At 62.1% G+C, this 15,485-nt stretch carries 12 protein-coding genes; 7 read left to right on the forward strand and 5 right to left on the reverse strand.

Annotated elements, in window-relative coordinates:
- Nucleotides 1–66 precede the first annotated feature (66 nt).
- The 3 genes from ACQ66J_RS03105 (at nucleotide 67) to ACQ66J_RS03115 (ending at nucleotide 4,924) form a co-directional block, all read left to right on the forward strand.
- On the forward strand, nucleotides 67–3,666 hold the full coding sequence (locus ACQ66J_RS03105; RefSeq protein ID WP_430430443.1) for a hydantoinase B/oxoprolinase family protein: 3,600 nt from the start codon (nucleotides 67–69) through the stop codon (nucleotides 3,664–3,666).
- Nucleotides 3,667–3,807: 141 nt separating this feature from the next.
- Nucleotides 3,808–4,212, forward strand: a complete 405-nt coding sequence (locus ACQ66J_RS03110) for a BLUF domain-containing protein (RefSeq protein WP_375548533.1) — start codon at nucleotides 3,808–3,810, stop codon at nucleotides 4,210–4,212.
- Between the two features lie 172 nt (nucleotides 4,213–4,384).
- Nucleotides 4,385–4,924: a fasciclin domain-containing protein gene (locus ACQ66J_RS03115; protein WP_375548532.1), complete on the forward strand. Its 540-nt coding sequence runs from the start codon at nucleotides 4,385–4,387 to the stop codon at nucleotides 4,922–4,924.
- A 52-nt stretch (nucleotides 4,925–4,976) separates the two neighbouring features.
- Here ACQ66J_RS03115 and rimK read toward each other — a convergent pair whose 3' ends face one another.
- Nucleotides 4,977–6,398, reverse strand: a complete 1,422-nt coding sequence (gene rimK / locus ACQ66J_RS03120) for a 30S ribosomal protein S6--L-glutamate ligase (RefSeq protein WP_375548531.1) — start codon at nucleotides 6,396–6,398, stop codon at nucleotides 4,977–4,979.
- 185 nt (nucleotides 6,399–6,583) lie between these two features.
- Here rimK and ACQ66J_RS03125 point away from each other — a divergent pair, with 185 nt between their 5' ends.
- Entirely contained in the window at nucleotides 6,584–7,420 is an 837-nt protein-coding gene (locus ACQ66J_RS03125; RefSeq protein WP_430430444.1) for a pirin family protein, read from the forward strand.
- Between the two features lie 50 nt (nucleotides 7,421–7,470).
- Nucleotides 7,471–8,442: a glutathione S-transferase family protein gene (locus tag ACQ66J_RS03130; RefSeq protein WP_430430445.1), complete on the forward strand. Its 972-nt coding sequence runs from the start codon at nucleotides 7,471–7,473 to the stop codon at nucleotides 8,440–8,442.
- On the opposite strand, the gene ACQ66J_RS03135 is transcribed toward ACQ66J_RS03130, so the two are convergent.
- The 4 genes from ACQ66J_RS03135 to metF form a co-directional block, all read right to left on the reverse strand.
- Nucleotides 8,443–9,081, reverse strand: a complete 639-nt coding sequence (locus tag ACQ66J_RS03135; RefSeq protein WP_430430446.1) for a hypothetical protein — start codon at nucleotides 9,079–9,081, stop codon at nucleotides 8,443–8,445. It abuts the gene before it with no gap.
- Between the two features lie 115 nt (nucleotides 9,082–9,196).
- Nucleotides 9,197–11,884, reverse strand: coding sequence for a methionine synthase (gene metH, locus ACQ66J_RS03140; RefSeq protein ID WP_430430447.1), 2,688 nt, complete (start codon nucleotides 11,882–11,884; stop codon nucleotides 9,197–9,199).
- 9 nt (nucleotides 11,885–11,893) lie between these two features.
- Nucleotides 11,894–12,955 carry a homocysteine S-methyltransferase family protein gene (locus ACQ66J_RS03145; RefSeq protein ID WP_430430448.1) on the reverse strand — a complete coding sequence of 354 codons (1,062 nt, stop codon included), beginning with the start codon at nucleotides 12,953–12,955 and terminating at the stop codon, nucleotides 11,894–11,896.
- Between the two features lie 14 nt (nucleotides 12,956–12,969).
- A complete protein-coding gene (metF, locus tag ACQ66J_RS03150; RefSeq protein WP_375548525.1) occupies nucleotides 12,970–13,863 on the reverse strand; it encodes a methylenetetrahydrofolate reductase [NAD(P)H] in 894 nt (297 codons plus the stop codon).
- Nucleotides 13,864–14,056: 193 nt separating this feature from the next.
- On the opposite strand from metF, the gene ACQ66J_RS03155 reads away from it, so the two are divergent.
- The gene (locus ACQ66J_RS03155; RefSeq protein WP_430430449.1) at nucleotides 14,057–14,797 is read left to right on the forward strand and encodes an MlaA family lipoprotein; all 741 of its coding nucleotides are present in this window, start codon (nucleotides 14,057–14,059) and stop codon (nucleotides 14,795–14,797) included.
- Between the two features lie 31 nt (nucleotides 14,798–14,828).
- Entirely contained in the window at nucleotides 14,829–15,446 is a 618-nt protein-coding gene (locus ACQ66J_RS03160) for an MlaC/ttg2D family ABC transporter substrate-binding protein (RefSeq protein ID WP_430430450.1), read from the forward strand.
- Nucleotides 15,447–15,485 lie beyond the last annotated feature (39 nt).

Here is a 15,485-nt window from a genome sequence, read left to right on the forward strand (position 1 = left end):
CTCTGTCCGGGCAAGCTGTGCTGTTCATATCAAAAGGCTGACACACTCGCCGCCAAGGAGCACCGCGTGACCCGATCTGACGCCGCCCAAGCTGAATGGGAAATCTGGATTGACCGCGGCGGCACGTTCACAGATGTGATCGGGCGCTCCCCCGAAGGCGATCTCAAGGCGCTCAAACTCCTCTCAAACTCAGACGCCTATGAAGACGCCGCCACCGAAGGCGTCCGGCGTTTGCTGGGCGTGTCTGCTGGCGACGCCATGCCGAAAGGCGCTTTGGCGGCGGTGAAGATGGGCACGACCGTGGCCACCAACGCCCTTCTGGAGCTGGACGGCGCGAAAACCCTGTTTCTGGTCACCCGCGGCTTCGGCGACCTGCTGATCATCGGCGACCAGACCCGGCCCGATATTTTCGCGCTCGACATCAAGCGGCCTGCGCCCCTGCCGGCGCGAACGGTGGAGGTGGAGGGACGGCTCTCAACGCAGGGTGAAGAAGTCACCGCGCTTGATCTCGGCGCCGCCAAGGCTGCGCTGGAGCACGCGCGTGCAGACGGCTTTGAGAGCGTCGCCATCGCCTTCATGAACGCCCACGCAAACGATGCGCACGAGCAGGCTGTCGCCGAGCTGGCCCGGGAGGTCGGCTTTGAGCATGTCACCCGATCCAGCGAGGCGAGCCCTTTGATCAAGCTGGTTCCGCGCGCTTCGACCGCGGTGATCGACGCCTATCTCGAGCCGGTGCTGCGCGATTATGTGGGCCGCGTCGATAAAGGCCTGGAAGGCGCCCCGCTCTATTTCATGCAATCAGGCGGCGGCCTGTCGAGCGCCAAGCATTTCAAGGCGCGCAACGCCGTCCTGTCCGGCCCTGCAGGCGGGGTGGTGGGCATGGCCCTGACCGCGAAGTCCGCGGGCTATGACACGGTGATCGGCTTTGACATGGGCGGCACCTCCACCGACGTGTCGCGCTATGATGGCGAGAGCTATGCGCGCACCGACATGGCGAATCTCGACGGTCGGCAATTGCGCGCGCCCATGCTCAGCGTGCACACCGTGGCGGCCGGTGGCGGCTCGGTGCTCGATTTTGACGGCGAACGCGCCCGGGTCGGGCCGCGCAGCGCCGGCGCGGATCCGGGGCCGGCCTGTTATGGCCGTGGCGGCCCGGCGGCGGTGACGGACGCCAATGTGGTGCTGGGCCGCATCCAGCCCGACTGGTTCCCGAAAGTGTTCGGCCCGAACCATGACCAGCCGCTGGATGTGAACGCCGCCCGCAAGGCCTTGGGCAAGCTGGCGGACACAATGGGGCTCGACAGCCCTGAAGCGGCCGCCGAAGGGTTTTTGTCAGTCGCCATCGAAGCCATGGCCGACGCCATCAAACAGATCTCGACCGCGCAGGGCGTGGATCCGCGCGGCTATGCGCTGAACGCTTTTGGCGGCGCAGGCGGCCAGCATGCGTGCAAGGTCGCGGAAGCGTTGGGCATGCGCACAGCGCTGATCCACCCCAAGGCGGGCCTTCTCTCGGCGTACGGCATCGGCTTGGCGCCCTTGCGCGACACCCGGCAAGCAGGTCTTGAAATTCTCTTTGACGATCAGGGTCTTCAAACCGCAAAGCGCACGCTGGACACCCTGGAAGCCGAAGCGCTTCAATCGCTGAAAGACCAAAGTGCGCGAGACATCACAGTCGCCAAGGAAGTGCGCATAAGGGTTCAGGGCTCTGACACCGCCCTGCCCGTGGCCTGGTCGGATGAAGCGAGCATGCGCTCAGCCTTTGACGCCGCCCACAGCCAGCTCTTCGGCTTTACGCCGGATGACGCCGTGCTGATCCTTGATTCCGCCGCCGCTGATGCTGAAGGCGCCCCTGCGGGCGCGCCCCGCGCGGAAGCCGATCTGGCTCCTCAGGACATTGCGCCCTCCCCGCGAGCCGAAGCCGGGATGCACAGCCAGGGCGAGAGCCGGACTGTGCCGGTCTTTGATCTTGAGGATCTAGGCGCTGAAGCGCGTGTGGCGGGTCCGGCGCTGATCATGGACGCCAACCAGACCATCGTGCTCGATCCGGGCTGGCGCGCCGACCGGCTGGCGGACGGCATGCTGGTTTTGACCCACGAGGCCGCAGCCCCGTTGCAAGCGGGCGACATCTCGCTCGACCCGATCCGGCTGGAGCTGTTCAATCGCCGCTTCATGTCCATCGCCGAACAGATGGGCGTCGTGCTCGAGCGCACGGCGCACTCGGTCAACATCAAGGAACGCCTCGATTTTTCCTGCGCGGTGTTTGACGCCGAGGGCGGGCTGGTCGCCAACGCCCCGCATATGCCGGTGCATCTGGGCTCCATGTCGGCCAGCGTATTGGCGGCGGTCGAGGCGCATCCTGATCTCGGCCCCGGCGACGCCGTGGCGGTCAATGCGCCCTATAATGGCGGCACCCATTTGCCGGATGTGACGGTCATCCAGGCGGTCTGCGACGAGACCGGCGAACGCATGTTCTATGTGGCCTCTCGCGGGCATCATGCCGATATCGGCGGGATTGCACCGGGCTCCATGCCGCCCTTCTCCAAGACCATCCATGAGGAAGGCGTGATCTTTGACAGCGTCAAGATCCTCAATGAAGGCCGGTTCGACGAACGGGCTGTGCGCGAGGTTCTGGCCTCAGGCGCCTATCCCGCCCGCAATCCCGATCAGAATATCGCTGACCTCAAAGCCCAGCTCGCCGCCTGCTCCAAGGGCGCGGCCGAACTTCGCAAACTCAATGATCTCGACGGCACAGCGGTCGTCCGCGCCTATATGGGCCATGTGCAGGACAATGCCGAACGCGCGGTGCGCCGCGTGATCGAAGCCTTGTCGGACGGCGAAGCGGAGATGCGGCTTGAAGACGGCGCAGTCATTCGCGTGAAGATCAGCGTGGATCAGTCTGACCGCACCGCGATCATCGACTTCACCGGCACATCTGAACAGCGCCCCAGCAATTTCAACGCCCCGAGCGCGGTCACCCGAGCAGCCGTGCTGTATGTGCTGCGGTGCCTGGTGGATGACGCCATCCCGCTCAATGAGGGCTGCCTGAAACCCATCACCCTGATCGTGCCTGAAGGCAGCTTGCTCAATCCCGTCCCGCCCGCCGCTGTTGTCGCCGGCAATGTGGAGACCAGCCAGCTGGTGGTGGACGCCCTGTTCATGGCGACCGGACGCATGGCCTGCGCTCAGGGCAGCATGAACAACTTCACCTTCGGCGACGAAACCCGACAATACTACGAAACGATCTGCGGCGGCGCGGGCGCGGGCTATCGCGCGGATGGTTCGGGTTTTTCCGGGGCCAGCGCGGTGCACACCCATATGACCAATTCGCGCCTGACCGATCCGGAAGTGCTGGAAGCGCGTTATCCGGTGCGCCTGCTGGAACATTCGGTCCGTCAGGGATCGGGCGGGGACGGCGCGTTCAAAGGCGGCGACGGATCGGTGCGGCGCATCATGTTTCTGGAGCCCATGCAGGCGGCGCTCTTGTCCGGCCGACGGACCGAGCACCCGGCCGGCCTGAACGGCGGATCACCCGCCGAGGCAGGCGCGCAAGCCTTGTTGCGCAAGGACGGAACACGGCAAAACCTGGATGCGCTGTTCAGGCTCGATGTCGAAGCGGGCGAGGGCCTTGAAATCTTGACGCCGGGCGGCGGCGGGGCTGGAGCCTAACCCATTCTTTTTTCATGATGTATACGCATAAAACTGCTTATGGTTACACTAAATGCGTTCACTGTGGTGAATTCGGCTTTTTTCACCCGCCAACTCCCATAAGTTCCTAACAAGTTTGAAGGATTCCATCAGGAGACTTGGGTGTTCCGAGTCGCATACCGCAGCGTGCTGCGCGCCGATCTCGGCGTAGCGGAAATCGACTCATTGCTCAGCAGCAGCGAGGCGCATAATCGTGATGTGGACGTGACCTCCGCCTTCTTGATGAATGACAGACGCGTCCTGCATGCGCTCGAAGGCCCGCCCAAAGTGGTTCGCTCCATCCTGGAATGCATCTGGGATGATCGGCGCAACGAGGAATTTTCCATTCTGGACATTGCGCATGGTGAAGCTGCGCTATTCCCCGACTGGCCGCTGAAAGTGATTACGGCGGAAACCCTGAAATCAAACCCCAGCCTTCGAAACCATGAGGGTGTCACATGGCTCGCCGATCTGGGGGGCGGACTGGATGCGTATTTCGCGCCGCTCCCGCCTGAAGACAGCGCATAGCGCGACGCCCTGTGCGGATTGCTGGCCAGTCGTCCGGCCTCGATCACATTAAAATTCGTTAAGATTGATCCAGCGCCGCGAGCGCTGCGTAAGCATGTGTGTTCCAGCGAGACTGGAATGCCTGTCGGCCAAACGCCAGCAGGTTTGACCCTCACCCTTATGGGAGACAGACATGCGTACTTTGACTGCTCTGACCGCCGCCGCTCTGAGCGCCGCCCTCGCCGCCCCGGCCATGGCGATCGACGCCGGCGCCGCTTCCGCCCCCAAAGTGACCAAAGATCACCATGCCAGCCAGCCTTCCATCGTGGCGATCGCCACCGGTGACGAAAGCTTCTCCACGCTGGTGACTGCGCTGCAGACCGCCGAGCTGGTCGACGCGCTGTCCGGCGACGGCCCCTTCACCGTCTTCGCCCCGACCAATGACGCGTTCGCCGCTGTGGGCTCTGACACGCTCAACGCGCTGTTGCAGCCGGAAAACCGCGATCAGCTGACCTCGATCCTGACCTATCATGTGGTCCAGGGTGAATACATGGCCGCAGGCACGGCGCCAGGCACGTATGACCTGACCACCTTGCAGGGCGACACCGTGAACGTGGTCGTGGCCGCTGACGGCTCTGTCATGGTCGACGGCGCATCTGTGATCGCCGCCGATGTGGACGCGTCCAATGGCGTCGTACACGTCATCGACAGCGTGATCATGCCGGGTCAGTAACCCGGTCAGCCCTGGCGTCTCGTCCCCCCGGCGCCAGGGCTTTTTCTATCGCCTAGTCCGCGGACGCCGTTGGCGCACTCTTGCCTTTGCGGCGGCGAACCGGCGGACGCCGCAAAGCGCGCACATGGGATTCGATATGGTCGATGATGATCTCGGCCACGTCCTTGCCGCTCGACTTCTCGATGCCTTCAATGCCGGGTGACGAGTTCACTTCGAGCACTTTCGGGCCTTCATCCGAGCGCAACAGATCCACACCCGCCACGGACAGACCCAGCGCACGCGCCGCTTTCACAGCCGCCGCGCGTTCGTCTTTTGAAATACGCACCCGACTCGCCTGACCGCCCCGGTGCAGGTTGGAGCGGAACTCGCCCGGCTGGGCTTCGCGCTTCATCGCCGCAACCACCTTCCCGCCGATGACGAAACAGCGAATGTCGACGCCCGAGGCTTCCTTGACGAAATCCTGAACGATGAAGTTGGCGTCCAGTCCCCGGAAAGCGTCGATCACCGATTCAGCGGCCTTGCCGGTCTCCGCCAAGATGACGCCGCGCCCTTGCGTGCTCTCCAGGAGCTTCACCACCAGAGGCGCGCCGCCGACGTGCTCGATTAGGTTCTTGGTGTCTTTCGGCGAGTGCGCGAAAGCGGTCGTCGGCATGCCGATGCCGGCGCTCGCCAGCACCTGGTGCGCATAGAGCTTGTCGCGGCTGGCGCCGATGGATTCAGGGGTGTTGAGAATATAGGCGCCGGTCATGGCGAACTGGCGCAGCACCGCCATGCCGTAATTGGTCATCGACGCGCCGATGCGCGGAATGACCGCGTCATAACGCGGCAAGCGGCGGCCATCGTAATAGATCGCCGGCGACAATGCATTGATCGCCATGGTGCAGCGCGCCGTGTTGATCATCTCCGCCACATGGCCTTGCGCCTCGGCGGCCTCTTTCAGGCGCTGAGAGGAATAGTTTTTCGGCTCACGCGTCAGAATCGCGATCCGCAGCGGGCGATGCACCGGCTTGCTGCGCGGCAAATGCTGATACAGATCATAGCTCAGCTCTTTTTGCGCGCAGGACTGGGTCGGGCTGACCACCATATCGTCCAGGATCGCGGTCCGGCCCAGCAGCATGCGATAGGCCATGTTCTCGCGATTGGTCAGCGTGACCTCGATGGGCCAGGTGCGCTCGCCAATCGTGACATTGGCTTCGATCACCCAGCGCAGCTCGGTCTCGCCGTTGGATGACGTGACTTCACGGCGATCCACCGCCGGCGCGGCGCACACCACTTCCAGGTCAGGCTGATCGGGGATCGGGTGCATGACGAAGCGGACCTGAGGTTTGTCATCAGGACCAAAGGGTTCGATCGCGACCGCATGCAAGGCGCTCGTCTTTGCCCCGGTATCAACTTTGGCTTTGATGGCAGGAAGCGCGAGCCCGGAAAACGAAGCCCACTCTTCCCAACCCAGGACAAACGGCTCATCGGTCATGCCGTGAGAACCTCCAGCAGGAATGGAAAGCTGATGCGTTACAGCGACCTTAGTGTTTCGTCCATCCTCAGGTGACGCAAGCTCTGATTATTCGCGTTTCGGAAACGCTGCCTGTCTGAAACCGCGCTCGTCATCAGCGCCCCGCCTCCCCATGTTCAAGCCTGAAGCCGACACAGGAGCCAGACATGAGCCCGCAATTGCGTCCGATCGTGAAGATCACCCAAGGCATGCCGACCTCTGACGGCGCCGGGGTGAAGCTGACCCGCCTGCTGGGCACGCCCGATCTGCGCGTGCTGGATCCGTTCCTGATGCTCGACAAATTCCATTCCGATAATCCCGGCGATTATCTCGCGGGTTTCCCGCCCCATCCGCATCGCGGCTTTGAAACCGTCACCTATATGGTCGAAGGCCGGATGCGCCATCAGGACAATAAAGGCCATGAAGGCGTGATCGAGCCAGGCGGCGTGCAATGGATGACTGCCGCGCGCGGCATCGTGCACTCGGAAATGCCCGAGCAGGAAGACGGTTTGATGAGCGGCTTCCAGCTCTGGGTGAACCTGCCCAAGGCCGAGAAAATGAAGGATCCCGGCTATCAGGAATATGACGAGGCGCACGTTCCCTCAGACATCCGCGAGGGCGTCACCGCCAAGATCGTCACCGGCCAGACCTCGACCGGCGTCACAGGGCCTGTCACCGATGTGACGGTTGATCCGCTTTACGCCGAGCTTCGCATGGAGCCAGGCGCAGTTTTTGAAGAACCGATCCCGGACGCGAAGACCGCCTTCCTTGCCGTTCACACGGGCGACGTGGAAGCGGGCGGCATGAAACTCAAAGAGGCTCAGCTGGGCGTGTTCGGACGCGGCGACGCCATCCGCATCAAGGCTGGTCCCAAAGGCGCGCGCCTGATGTTGGCCGCCGGCAAGCCCATCGGCGAGCCCATTGTCTGGGGCGGCCCCTTCGTGATGACCACGGAAGGCGAAGTGCGCCAGGCCATGCTCGATTACCAGCAGGGCCGGTTCTAGGCCCGACGATCCAATCATTTGCAGGGGCGCAACAAAGGAGAGACCACACCATGGGATTGCTTGTAGACGGCGTCTGGCAGGACAAATGGTATGACACCAAATCCACCGGCGGGCGGTTCAAACGCTCAGAAGCGATGTTTCGCAACTGGGTGACCGCAGACGGCTCAGCTGGGCCAACGGGCGAAGCGGGGTTCGAGGCCGAGCCGGGCCGCTATCACCTCTATGTCTCGCTCGCCTGCCCCTGGGCGCACCGCACCTTGATCTTCCGGCGCCTGAAGGGCCTGGAAGACATGATCGACGTGTCAGTCGTCCACTGGCTGATGCGTGAGAACGGCTGGACGTTTCAGGACGGACCGGGCGTGATCCAGGATCCACTGCACAAGGCCGAGTTCATGCACCAGGTCTATACTGCGGCCAAGTCTGACTATTCGGGCCGCGTGACCGTGCCGGTGCTGTGGGACAAAAAGACCAACACCATCGTCTCCAATGAAAGCGCGGACATCATCCGCATGTTCAATTCCGCCTTTGACGAGGTGGGCGCGAAGCCCGGCGATTACTACCCGCAAGCGCTGCGGGAAGAGATCGGAACCGTCAACGAGCGCGTCTATCACGAGATCAATAACGGCGTTTACAAATCGGGCTTCGCCACCACCCAAGGCGCCTATGAAGAGGCGGTGACCACCCTGTTTGCTGCGCTCGACTGGGTCGAGGACCGGTTGTCAGACGGCCGCGCCTATCTGATGGGCGGGGATGTGACCGAAGCCGACTGGCGGCTCTACACGACCCTGGTGCGGTTTGACCCGGTCTATCACGGCCATTTCAAAACCAATCTCAAGCGCCTGATCGACTATCCCAACATCAACGCCTATGCCCGCCGCCTGCATACCCAGCATGGCGTGGCGGACGTGTTCAATCTCGAGCACGCCAAGCGCCATTATTATGAGAGCCACGACATGATCAATCCCACCGCCGTGGTCCCGCTGGGCCCGGACGTGCATGTGGCGGACGGGAAGGCCGAGTAGTCAGTACGTGAAGAGGGCGGCGAGCGCCATCAGGAAAGCCAAGAGGGCATGAGCCGTCCAGGAGCCTGCTGGAGCGCCGCCGCCTTTAAACGTACGCTCGAAGAAATCCATGCCTTCTTCAGCGCTTTCTCGCGCCACGTTCGCAGCAGCGTTCACGCCAAATGCATACAGCACAAGGCTGGCGACCATGCACATGGAAAACTCCACGCCCTCATTGTCAAGTTGCACATAGTCACCCGACAGCACGGCGGCGGAAATGACGCGTAGATCACCTCCCACAAAGAGATTGTCGAAGATCCAGACGGCGCCAAGAAAGAACAGATAGCTCAGAAAGGTTGGGACGAAGAGCGGTTCCTGACGCCTGACCCAGGGCACCACAAAGAGCGACGCGAAGGTCAGCGCATAGACCAGCATCAAAACGATGTAGAAAAAAACTTTCAAAACGATGTTCTGAGAAGCCCAGCTGAATATGGCCTGGATGACCTGCAACAGTCCTGAAAAGATTGAATTCAGTCCGCCAAACGCTTCAGATAAATCGGGTGTGGGCAGTTTAGCCGCTTGCGGCTCAAAGCTGACGGCAAAGTCCGCGCCGAAAAAGGTCGTGGCGATTGCCCAGATGAATGTACCTACGGCGATCAAACTCGCCAGAACGCCCAGAACTCTCTCAAACGTGCTCATAAGTCTCCCCTCTACACACTATGGAGGAGAAGCATGACAACTCAGAGACGCAGATACGATATCTGCTCTTGAAGACCTATTCCGCCGCTTCCGCTGAGGCTGCGGCCTCAGCGTCAGGCTCATAGCCTAGAACCGGGGCGAGTTCCTTTTCAGCGCGCGCGAGGGTCCAGCCCTTGCGGTTCGCATAGTCCTCGACTTGGTCCCTGGCGACCCGGCCCACGGCGAAATAGACGCTGTCGGGATGGGCGATATAAAGCCCTGACACCGACGAGGCCGGGCTCATCGCCCAGCTTTCGGTCAGCGTGATGCCGGTGCGCTCGGGCGCTTCGAGCAGTTTGAACAGCAGGTCTTTTTCGGTGTGGTCAGGCTGGGCGGGATAGCCCGGCGCCGGGCGGATGCCGGCATAGGCTTCCTGGATCAGCTCTTCATTGGACAGCGTCTCATCAGACGCATAGCCCCAGATCGAGCGGCGCACGCGCTGGTGCAGATATTCGGCGAAGGCTTCCGCGAACCGGTCAGACAGCGATTTGAACAGGATCTCGGAATAATCGTCATTGTCCGCCTTGAAGCGGTCAATCATCGCCTGTTCGCCCTCGCCCGCCGTCACGGCGAAGCCGCCGATCCAGTCATCTTGCGTGGACGAGATGAAGTCATTGATGGCGAAATTGGGCTTGTCGCCCTCTTTCTTGGACTGTTGGCGCAAACCGTAGAACCGTCCCGCCTCTTCAGACCGGCTGTCATCGGTGAAGACGATCACGTCATCACCGTCGCGCCGGGCGGGCCACAGCCCCACCACGCCGCGCGGTTTCAGCCAGTCTTCTTCAACCATGGTCTTGAGCATGCCCTGCGCATCCTTGAACAGGTTGCGCGCCGCCTCGCCCCGGTTCGGGTCATCAAGGATGGCGGGGTAGCTGCCCTTGAGCTCCCAGGAGAAAAAGAACGGCGTCCAGTCGATATAGTCGACCAGATCCGCCAGACGCACATCGTCGATCGTGGTCAGGCCCGCCTTTTGCGGCGCGACGGGCTGATAGCCGCCTGCATCCGCGTCAAAGCCGTTGGCGCGGGCAGCATCCAGGCTGACGCGTTCGCGGCTGCCTTGGGTGCGGGCGCGGGTCTCGCGGATCTTGGCGTAGCGGGCGGAGACTTCATCCCAGAGCGGCTGGCGCTCGTCCTTGGATAGAAGGCGCGAGACGATCCCCACCGCGCGGGATGCGTCGGTGGCGTGAATAATCGGCGCCTTGGTGTAGGCCGGCTCGATCTTCACCGCCGTATGCGCCGGTGAGGTGGTGGCGCCGCCGATCATCAAGGGCAGGTCAAAGCCCTGCCGCTCCATCTCGCTGGCCACATGCACCATTTCATCAAGCGACGGCGTGATCAGGCCCGACAGGCCGATAATGTCGGCCTTCTCGGCGCGCGCAGTCTCCAGGATCTTTTCAGCGGGAACCATCACGCCCAGATCGACCACGTCATAGCCGTTACATTGCAGGACCACGCCGACGATATTCTTGCCGATATCGTGCACATCGCCCTTCACGGTCGCCATGATGATCTTGCCGGCGGCTTCCTTTTCCGCGCCGGAGCGTTCGCGTTCTTCCTCCATATAGGGGAAGAGGTAGGCTACGGCCTTTTTCATCACGCGGGCGGATTTGACGACCTGGGGCAGGAACATCTTGCCCTCGCCGAACAGGTCGCCGACCACGTTCATGCCCGCCATCAGCGGGCCTTCGATCACATGCAGCGGGCGTTCAGCGGCCTGACGCGCTTCTTCGGTGTCTTCCACCACATAGGCGTCAATGCCTTTGACCAGAGCGTGCTTCAGGCGTTCGGCCACCGGCGTGCTGCGCCAGGCTTCGTCTTCTTTCTGCGCCGCCTCGCCCGTGCCCTTATAGCGCTCAGCCGCCTCCAGCAGGCGCTCGGTGGCGTCGTCGCGGCGGTTGAGGATCACATCCTCCACCAGCTCGCGCAGCTCAGCATCGATGGCGTCATAAATATCGAGCTGACCGGCGTTGACGATCCCCATATCCATGCCCGCCTTGATGGCGTGATAGAGGAAGACCGAGTGCATGGCCCGGCGCACCGGCTCATTGCCGCGGAACGAGAAGGACACGTTCGACAATCCGCCCGAGACGTGACAGCCGGGCAGGTTCTGGCGGATCCAGCGTGTGGCCTCGATGAAGTCCACCGCGTAATTGTTATGCTCTTCAATCCCCGTCGCCACCGCGAAGATATTGGGATCAAAGATTATGTCGTTGGGATCGAATCCGACCTGATCAACCAGCGTTTTATAGGCGCGCTCGCAAATCTCGATCTTGCGCTTGGCGGTGTCGGCCTGGCCGTCCTCGTCAAACGCCATCACGACGACGGCCGCGCCATAAGCCTTGCAAGCGCGGGCGTGCTTGAGGAACTCCGCCTCGCCTTCCTTCAATGAGATCGAATTGACGACCGCCTTGCCCTGCACGCATTTCAGGCCCGCCTCGATCACCTCCCATTTGGAGCTGTCGATCATCACCGGCACGCGGGCGATGTCGGGTTCCGCCGCGATGAGATTGAGGAAGGTCGTCATGGCTTCTTTTGAATCAAGAAGCCCCTCATCCATGTTCACGTCGATGATCTGGGCGCCCGCGTCCACCTGCTGGCGCGCCACGTCGAGCGCAGCCGCGTAATCGCCCGCCTTGATCAGCTTTCGGAACTTCGCCGAGCCGGTGACATTGGTGCGTTCGCCCACATTGACGAAAATGGCGCGAGAGGGTGAGGCGTCAGACATACGGGCTCCTCAAGCCAGCTCAAACGGTTCAAGACCTGACAGGCGCATGGCCTGGGGGCGGTCCTTCAGGGTTCGTGGCTGACCGGTTTTGGCGTCGCGCGCAATGGCGGCGATATGGTTTGGCGTCGTGCCGCAGCAGCCGCCCGCAATATTGATCAGGCCTGATTGCGCCCAGTCGGCGATGAAGGCGCCGGTCTCGTCGGGCGTTTCGTCATATTCGCCGAACGCATTGGGCAGGCCCGCATTGGGATAGGCCAGCACATGACAATCCGCGATGCGCGCCAGCTCGGCCACATAGGGCCGCAATTGCTTGCCGCCCAGCGCGCAGTTTAACCCCACCGCCCAGGGATTGGCGTGACGGACGGAATTGTAAAACGCTTCGGTGGTCTGCCCCGACAAAGTGCGGCCCGACGCGTCGGTGATGGTGCCCGACAAGATGATCGGGATATCGGGATCGATCTTGCCTTCATTGCGCAGATCAAGAATGGCCTTGATCGCCGCCTTGGCGTTCAACGTGTCGAATATCGTCTCGATCAGGAAGAAATCCACATAGTCCGCCATGGCCAGAACCTGCTCGGCATAGGCGTCGCGGACCTGATCAAACGTTACTTCGCGAAAGCCGGGATCTTCCACATTCGGCGAGAGCGACAACGTCTTGTTGGTCGGCCCGATGGCGCCCAGCACCGCCTTGGGCGATCCGGTTTCAGCTTCGGCTTCATCCGCCGCTTCCCGCGCCAGGCGCGCGCCCTCGGACGCGATCTCGGCGGCGAGGTCTTCCATCTTGTAATCAGCCTGGGCGATCAAGGTGGCGGAGAAGGTGTTGGTCTCCACCATGTCGGCGCCCGCATCGAAATACTGCTTGTGGATCGCGCGCACGGCGTCGGGCGTAGACAGGTTCAGGATGTCGTTATTGCCCTGGATCGGGCAGGACCAGTCCGCAAATCGCTCGCCGCGATACCCGGCTTCATCCAGCTTCAGGGTCTGGATCTGGGTGCCCATGGCGCCGTCCAGGATCAGAATGCGATTCAGCGCCAGCGCGTCCAGCGCGGCGCGGCGTTCAGCTTTGGTCATGGCGTTCGTTTCCGTCAGGCGGCTTTGATTTCATGGGCAGGCTTGACGCCCAGCAGCGCACAGGTGGACAGCGACAGCTCAGCCCGGTTCAGCGTGTAGAAGTGAAATGCGTCCGCCCCGCCCTGGCTCAGCTTTTCGCACATTTCAGCCGCCAGATGCGCCGTCACCAGCTCACGCGTGCCGGCATCGTCTTCCAGCCCGCCATAAACCGCATGGACCCGGTCCGGAATATGCGCGCCGCACATCTCGGCCATGCGCACCAGGCCTTTGAAATTGGGCTGCAGCATCACGCCGGGCACAATCGGAATATCGATCCCGGCTTTGCGCACGCGCTCGAGATAGCGAAAGAAGATGTCCGCATCGAAGAAGAACTGGGTGATGGCGCGCGTCGCGCCCGCATCGATCTTCGCCTTCAGCATGTCCAGATCCGCATCCCAGTCAGCGCTGTCGGGGTGCTTCTCAGGATAACAGCCCACCGAGACTTCGAAATCGCCAATGGCCTTGATGCCGGCGGTCAGGTCAGCGGAATTGCTGTAGCCGTTGGGGAAAGGCGTATACGCCTGGTCCAGCCCTTCGGGCGGATCCCCGCGCAGGGCCACGATATGGCGCACGCCGGCGTTCCAGTAATCGCGAATGACCTCATCCACCTGATCGCGGGTCGCGGACACGCAAGTCAGATGAGCGGCCGGCGCCATTTCGGTTTCGGACACGATCCGGCGGACGGTGCGGTGGGTGCGGTCCCGCGTCGAGCCCCCCGCGCCATAGGTGACGGACACAAAGTCCGGCGCAAGAGGCGAAAGTCGCGCAATAGACGACCATAATTTCGCCTCGGCTTCCTCGCTTTTAGGCGGGAAGAATTCAAAGGACACCTTCGGCCCTTGTGAAGAGGAACGGCCAGTCACGGTCATCACCAGTCCAGTCACGGTTTTACATCACCGGAAACCGGCGACACATCCACATAAAGATATCTTTATGCGATTATTGCGCTGCAGGCAAGATGGAACTGCCCGCTGAGCGGCACGTTATGGATTTCCCTGACTTGATATCCCCGCCTCAAACCCGACATTGTGCCCACCGACACGTCGATCTTAAGGACACTTCATGCGTATCGCCGCTCTGACCTCTCAAGCCGCAGTCCTGCTGGCTGCTTTCAGCCTGACCGCCTGCGCTTCACGAGAGATGGCGCAGGAGACCGGCGATCCGTTCGAACCGGCCAACCGCGCTGTCTTCGCCGTCAACCAGACGCTTGATGATGCGGTGGTGGGGCCGTCCGCCCGCGTCTATGACACGGTGACCCCGGACCCGGTGCAGACCGGCGTGCGTAATTTCATGAGCAATCTCAATCAGCCTGTCGTGTTCGCCAACGCCCTGTTGCAAGGCGATGTGCATGCCGCAGGCGATACGGTCGGCCGGTTTGTGATGAACACGACGATCGGCGTCGCGGGCGTATTTGACGTGGCCACCCGTGAAGGCGTGCCGCAGCATCGCCGTGACTTTGGCCAGACCCTCGCCGTCTGGGGCGTGGGTGACGGACCCTATCTGGTGCTGCCCTTGATCGGCCCGTCCAATTTTCGCGATGCAACCGGACGCTTTGTCGATCGTTATCCTCATCCATTGAACTGGAGTGAAGAGGAATCAGGCGAAGCTTGGGCCTGGGGCCTGCGAGGTTTGAACGGAGTTCAGACTCGCGCGGATCTCGACAGCGCTATCGATAGCCTCAATCGCACCGCAATTGACCCATATGTTCAGGCCCGTTCGGCTTGGCGTCAGTCGCGTTCCGCCTTTATCGAGACCGGAACGCGGTCCGACCCGAATTATGAAAACCTGCCTGAATTTGAATAAGCACGCCGAAATGGCGGCAGGAGACCTCCCCATGATCAAGCACATCCTCACCGCCCTCGCCTTGACGGCTCTGGCGCCTCTGGCGATGGCGCAGTCCACAACAGCTGACGATGCTGAAGCCTTTGTTCAGACCCAGGCCAATCAGGTGATCGAAACCCTGACAGAGCTGAACGCGGGCCAGACCGATCTGCCGACGGTGCAGGCGGAATTTCGTGAGCGGATCGACGCGCTGGCCGATGTGGACCGCATCTCCAATTTCGTGCTGGGCCGGTATCGCCGCACCGCCTCGGAAGACGAGCTCACGGCGTTCCGCACGGCGTTCCGCACCTATGCGATCAGCGTCTATGAGAGCGAGCTGAGCGCTTATGCCGGCCAGCAGCTGGACGTCACGGGCTCTGTCACCCGCAATCCTGGCGATTACATCGTCCGCTCGCGCGTCTATGGCGGCCCTGATGGCGAAGAGTTTGACGTCAACTGGCGCATTCTTGAATCCGGCGGTGAATTGAAAGCCGTGGATGTGGAAGTGCTCGGCGTCTGGCTGGCCCAGACCCAGCGCGAGCAGATCCTCGCCGTGATCGGCGATAATCGCGGGGATGTCAGCGCCGCCACCTCCATGCTGCGCAATCACGGCGCGGGCGACGACGCCTGATCACAGTCTTCTCTCGCCCCTGAGCGCGAAGAGTTGAAA

The sequence above is a fragment of the Oceanicaulis sp. genome, from assembly GCF_965284345.1.
Taxonomy (GTDB): domain Bacteria; phylum Pseudomonadota; class Alphaproteobacteria; order Caulobacterales; family Maricaulaceae; genus Oceanicaulis; species Oceanicaulis alexandrii_A.

Bases quoted from the DNA above. Each gene is read 5' to 3' on its own strand.
- ACQ66J_RS03115 (WP_375548532.1), top strand. From the start codon at position 4,385: ATGCGTACTTTGACTGCTCTGACCGCCGCCGCTCTGAGCGCCGCCCTC.
- rimK (WP_375548531.1), bottom strand. From the start codon at position 6,398: ATGACCGATGAGCCGTTTGTCCTGGGTTGGGAAGAGTGGGCTTCGTTT.
- ACQ66J_RS03125 (WP_430430444.1), top strand. From the start codon at position 6,584: ATGAGCCCGCAATTGCGTCCGATCGTGAAGATCACCCAAGGCATGCCG.
- ACQ66J_RS03130 (WP_430430445.1), top strand. From the start codon at position 7,471: ATGGGATTGCTTGTAGACGGCGTCTGGCAGGACAAATGGTATGACACC.
- metH (WP_430430447.1), bottom strand. From the start codon at position 11,884: ATGTCTGACGCCTCACCCTCTCGCGCCATTTTCGTCAATGTGGGCGAA.
- ACQ66J_RS03145 (WP_430430448.1), bottom strand. From the start codon at position 12,955: ATGACCAAAGCTGAACGCCGCGCCGCGCTGGACGCGCTGGCGCTGAAT.
- metF (WP_375548525.1), bottom strand. From the start codon at position 13,863: ATGACCGTGACTGGCCGTTCCTCTTCACAAGGGCCGAAGGTGTCCTTT.
- ACQ66J_RS03155 (WP_430430449.1), top strand. From the start codon at position 14,057: ATGCGTATCGCCGCTCTGACCTCTCAAGCCGCAGTCCTGCTGGCTGCT.
- ACQ66J_RS03160 (WP_430430450.1), top strand. From the start codon at position 14,829: ATGATCAAGCACATCCTCACCGCCCTCGCCTTGACGGCTCTGGCGCCT.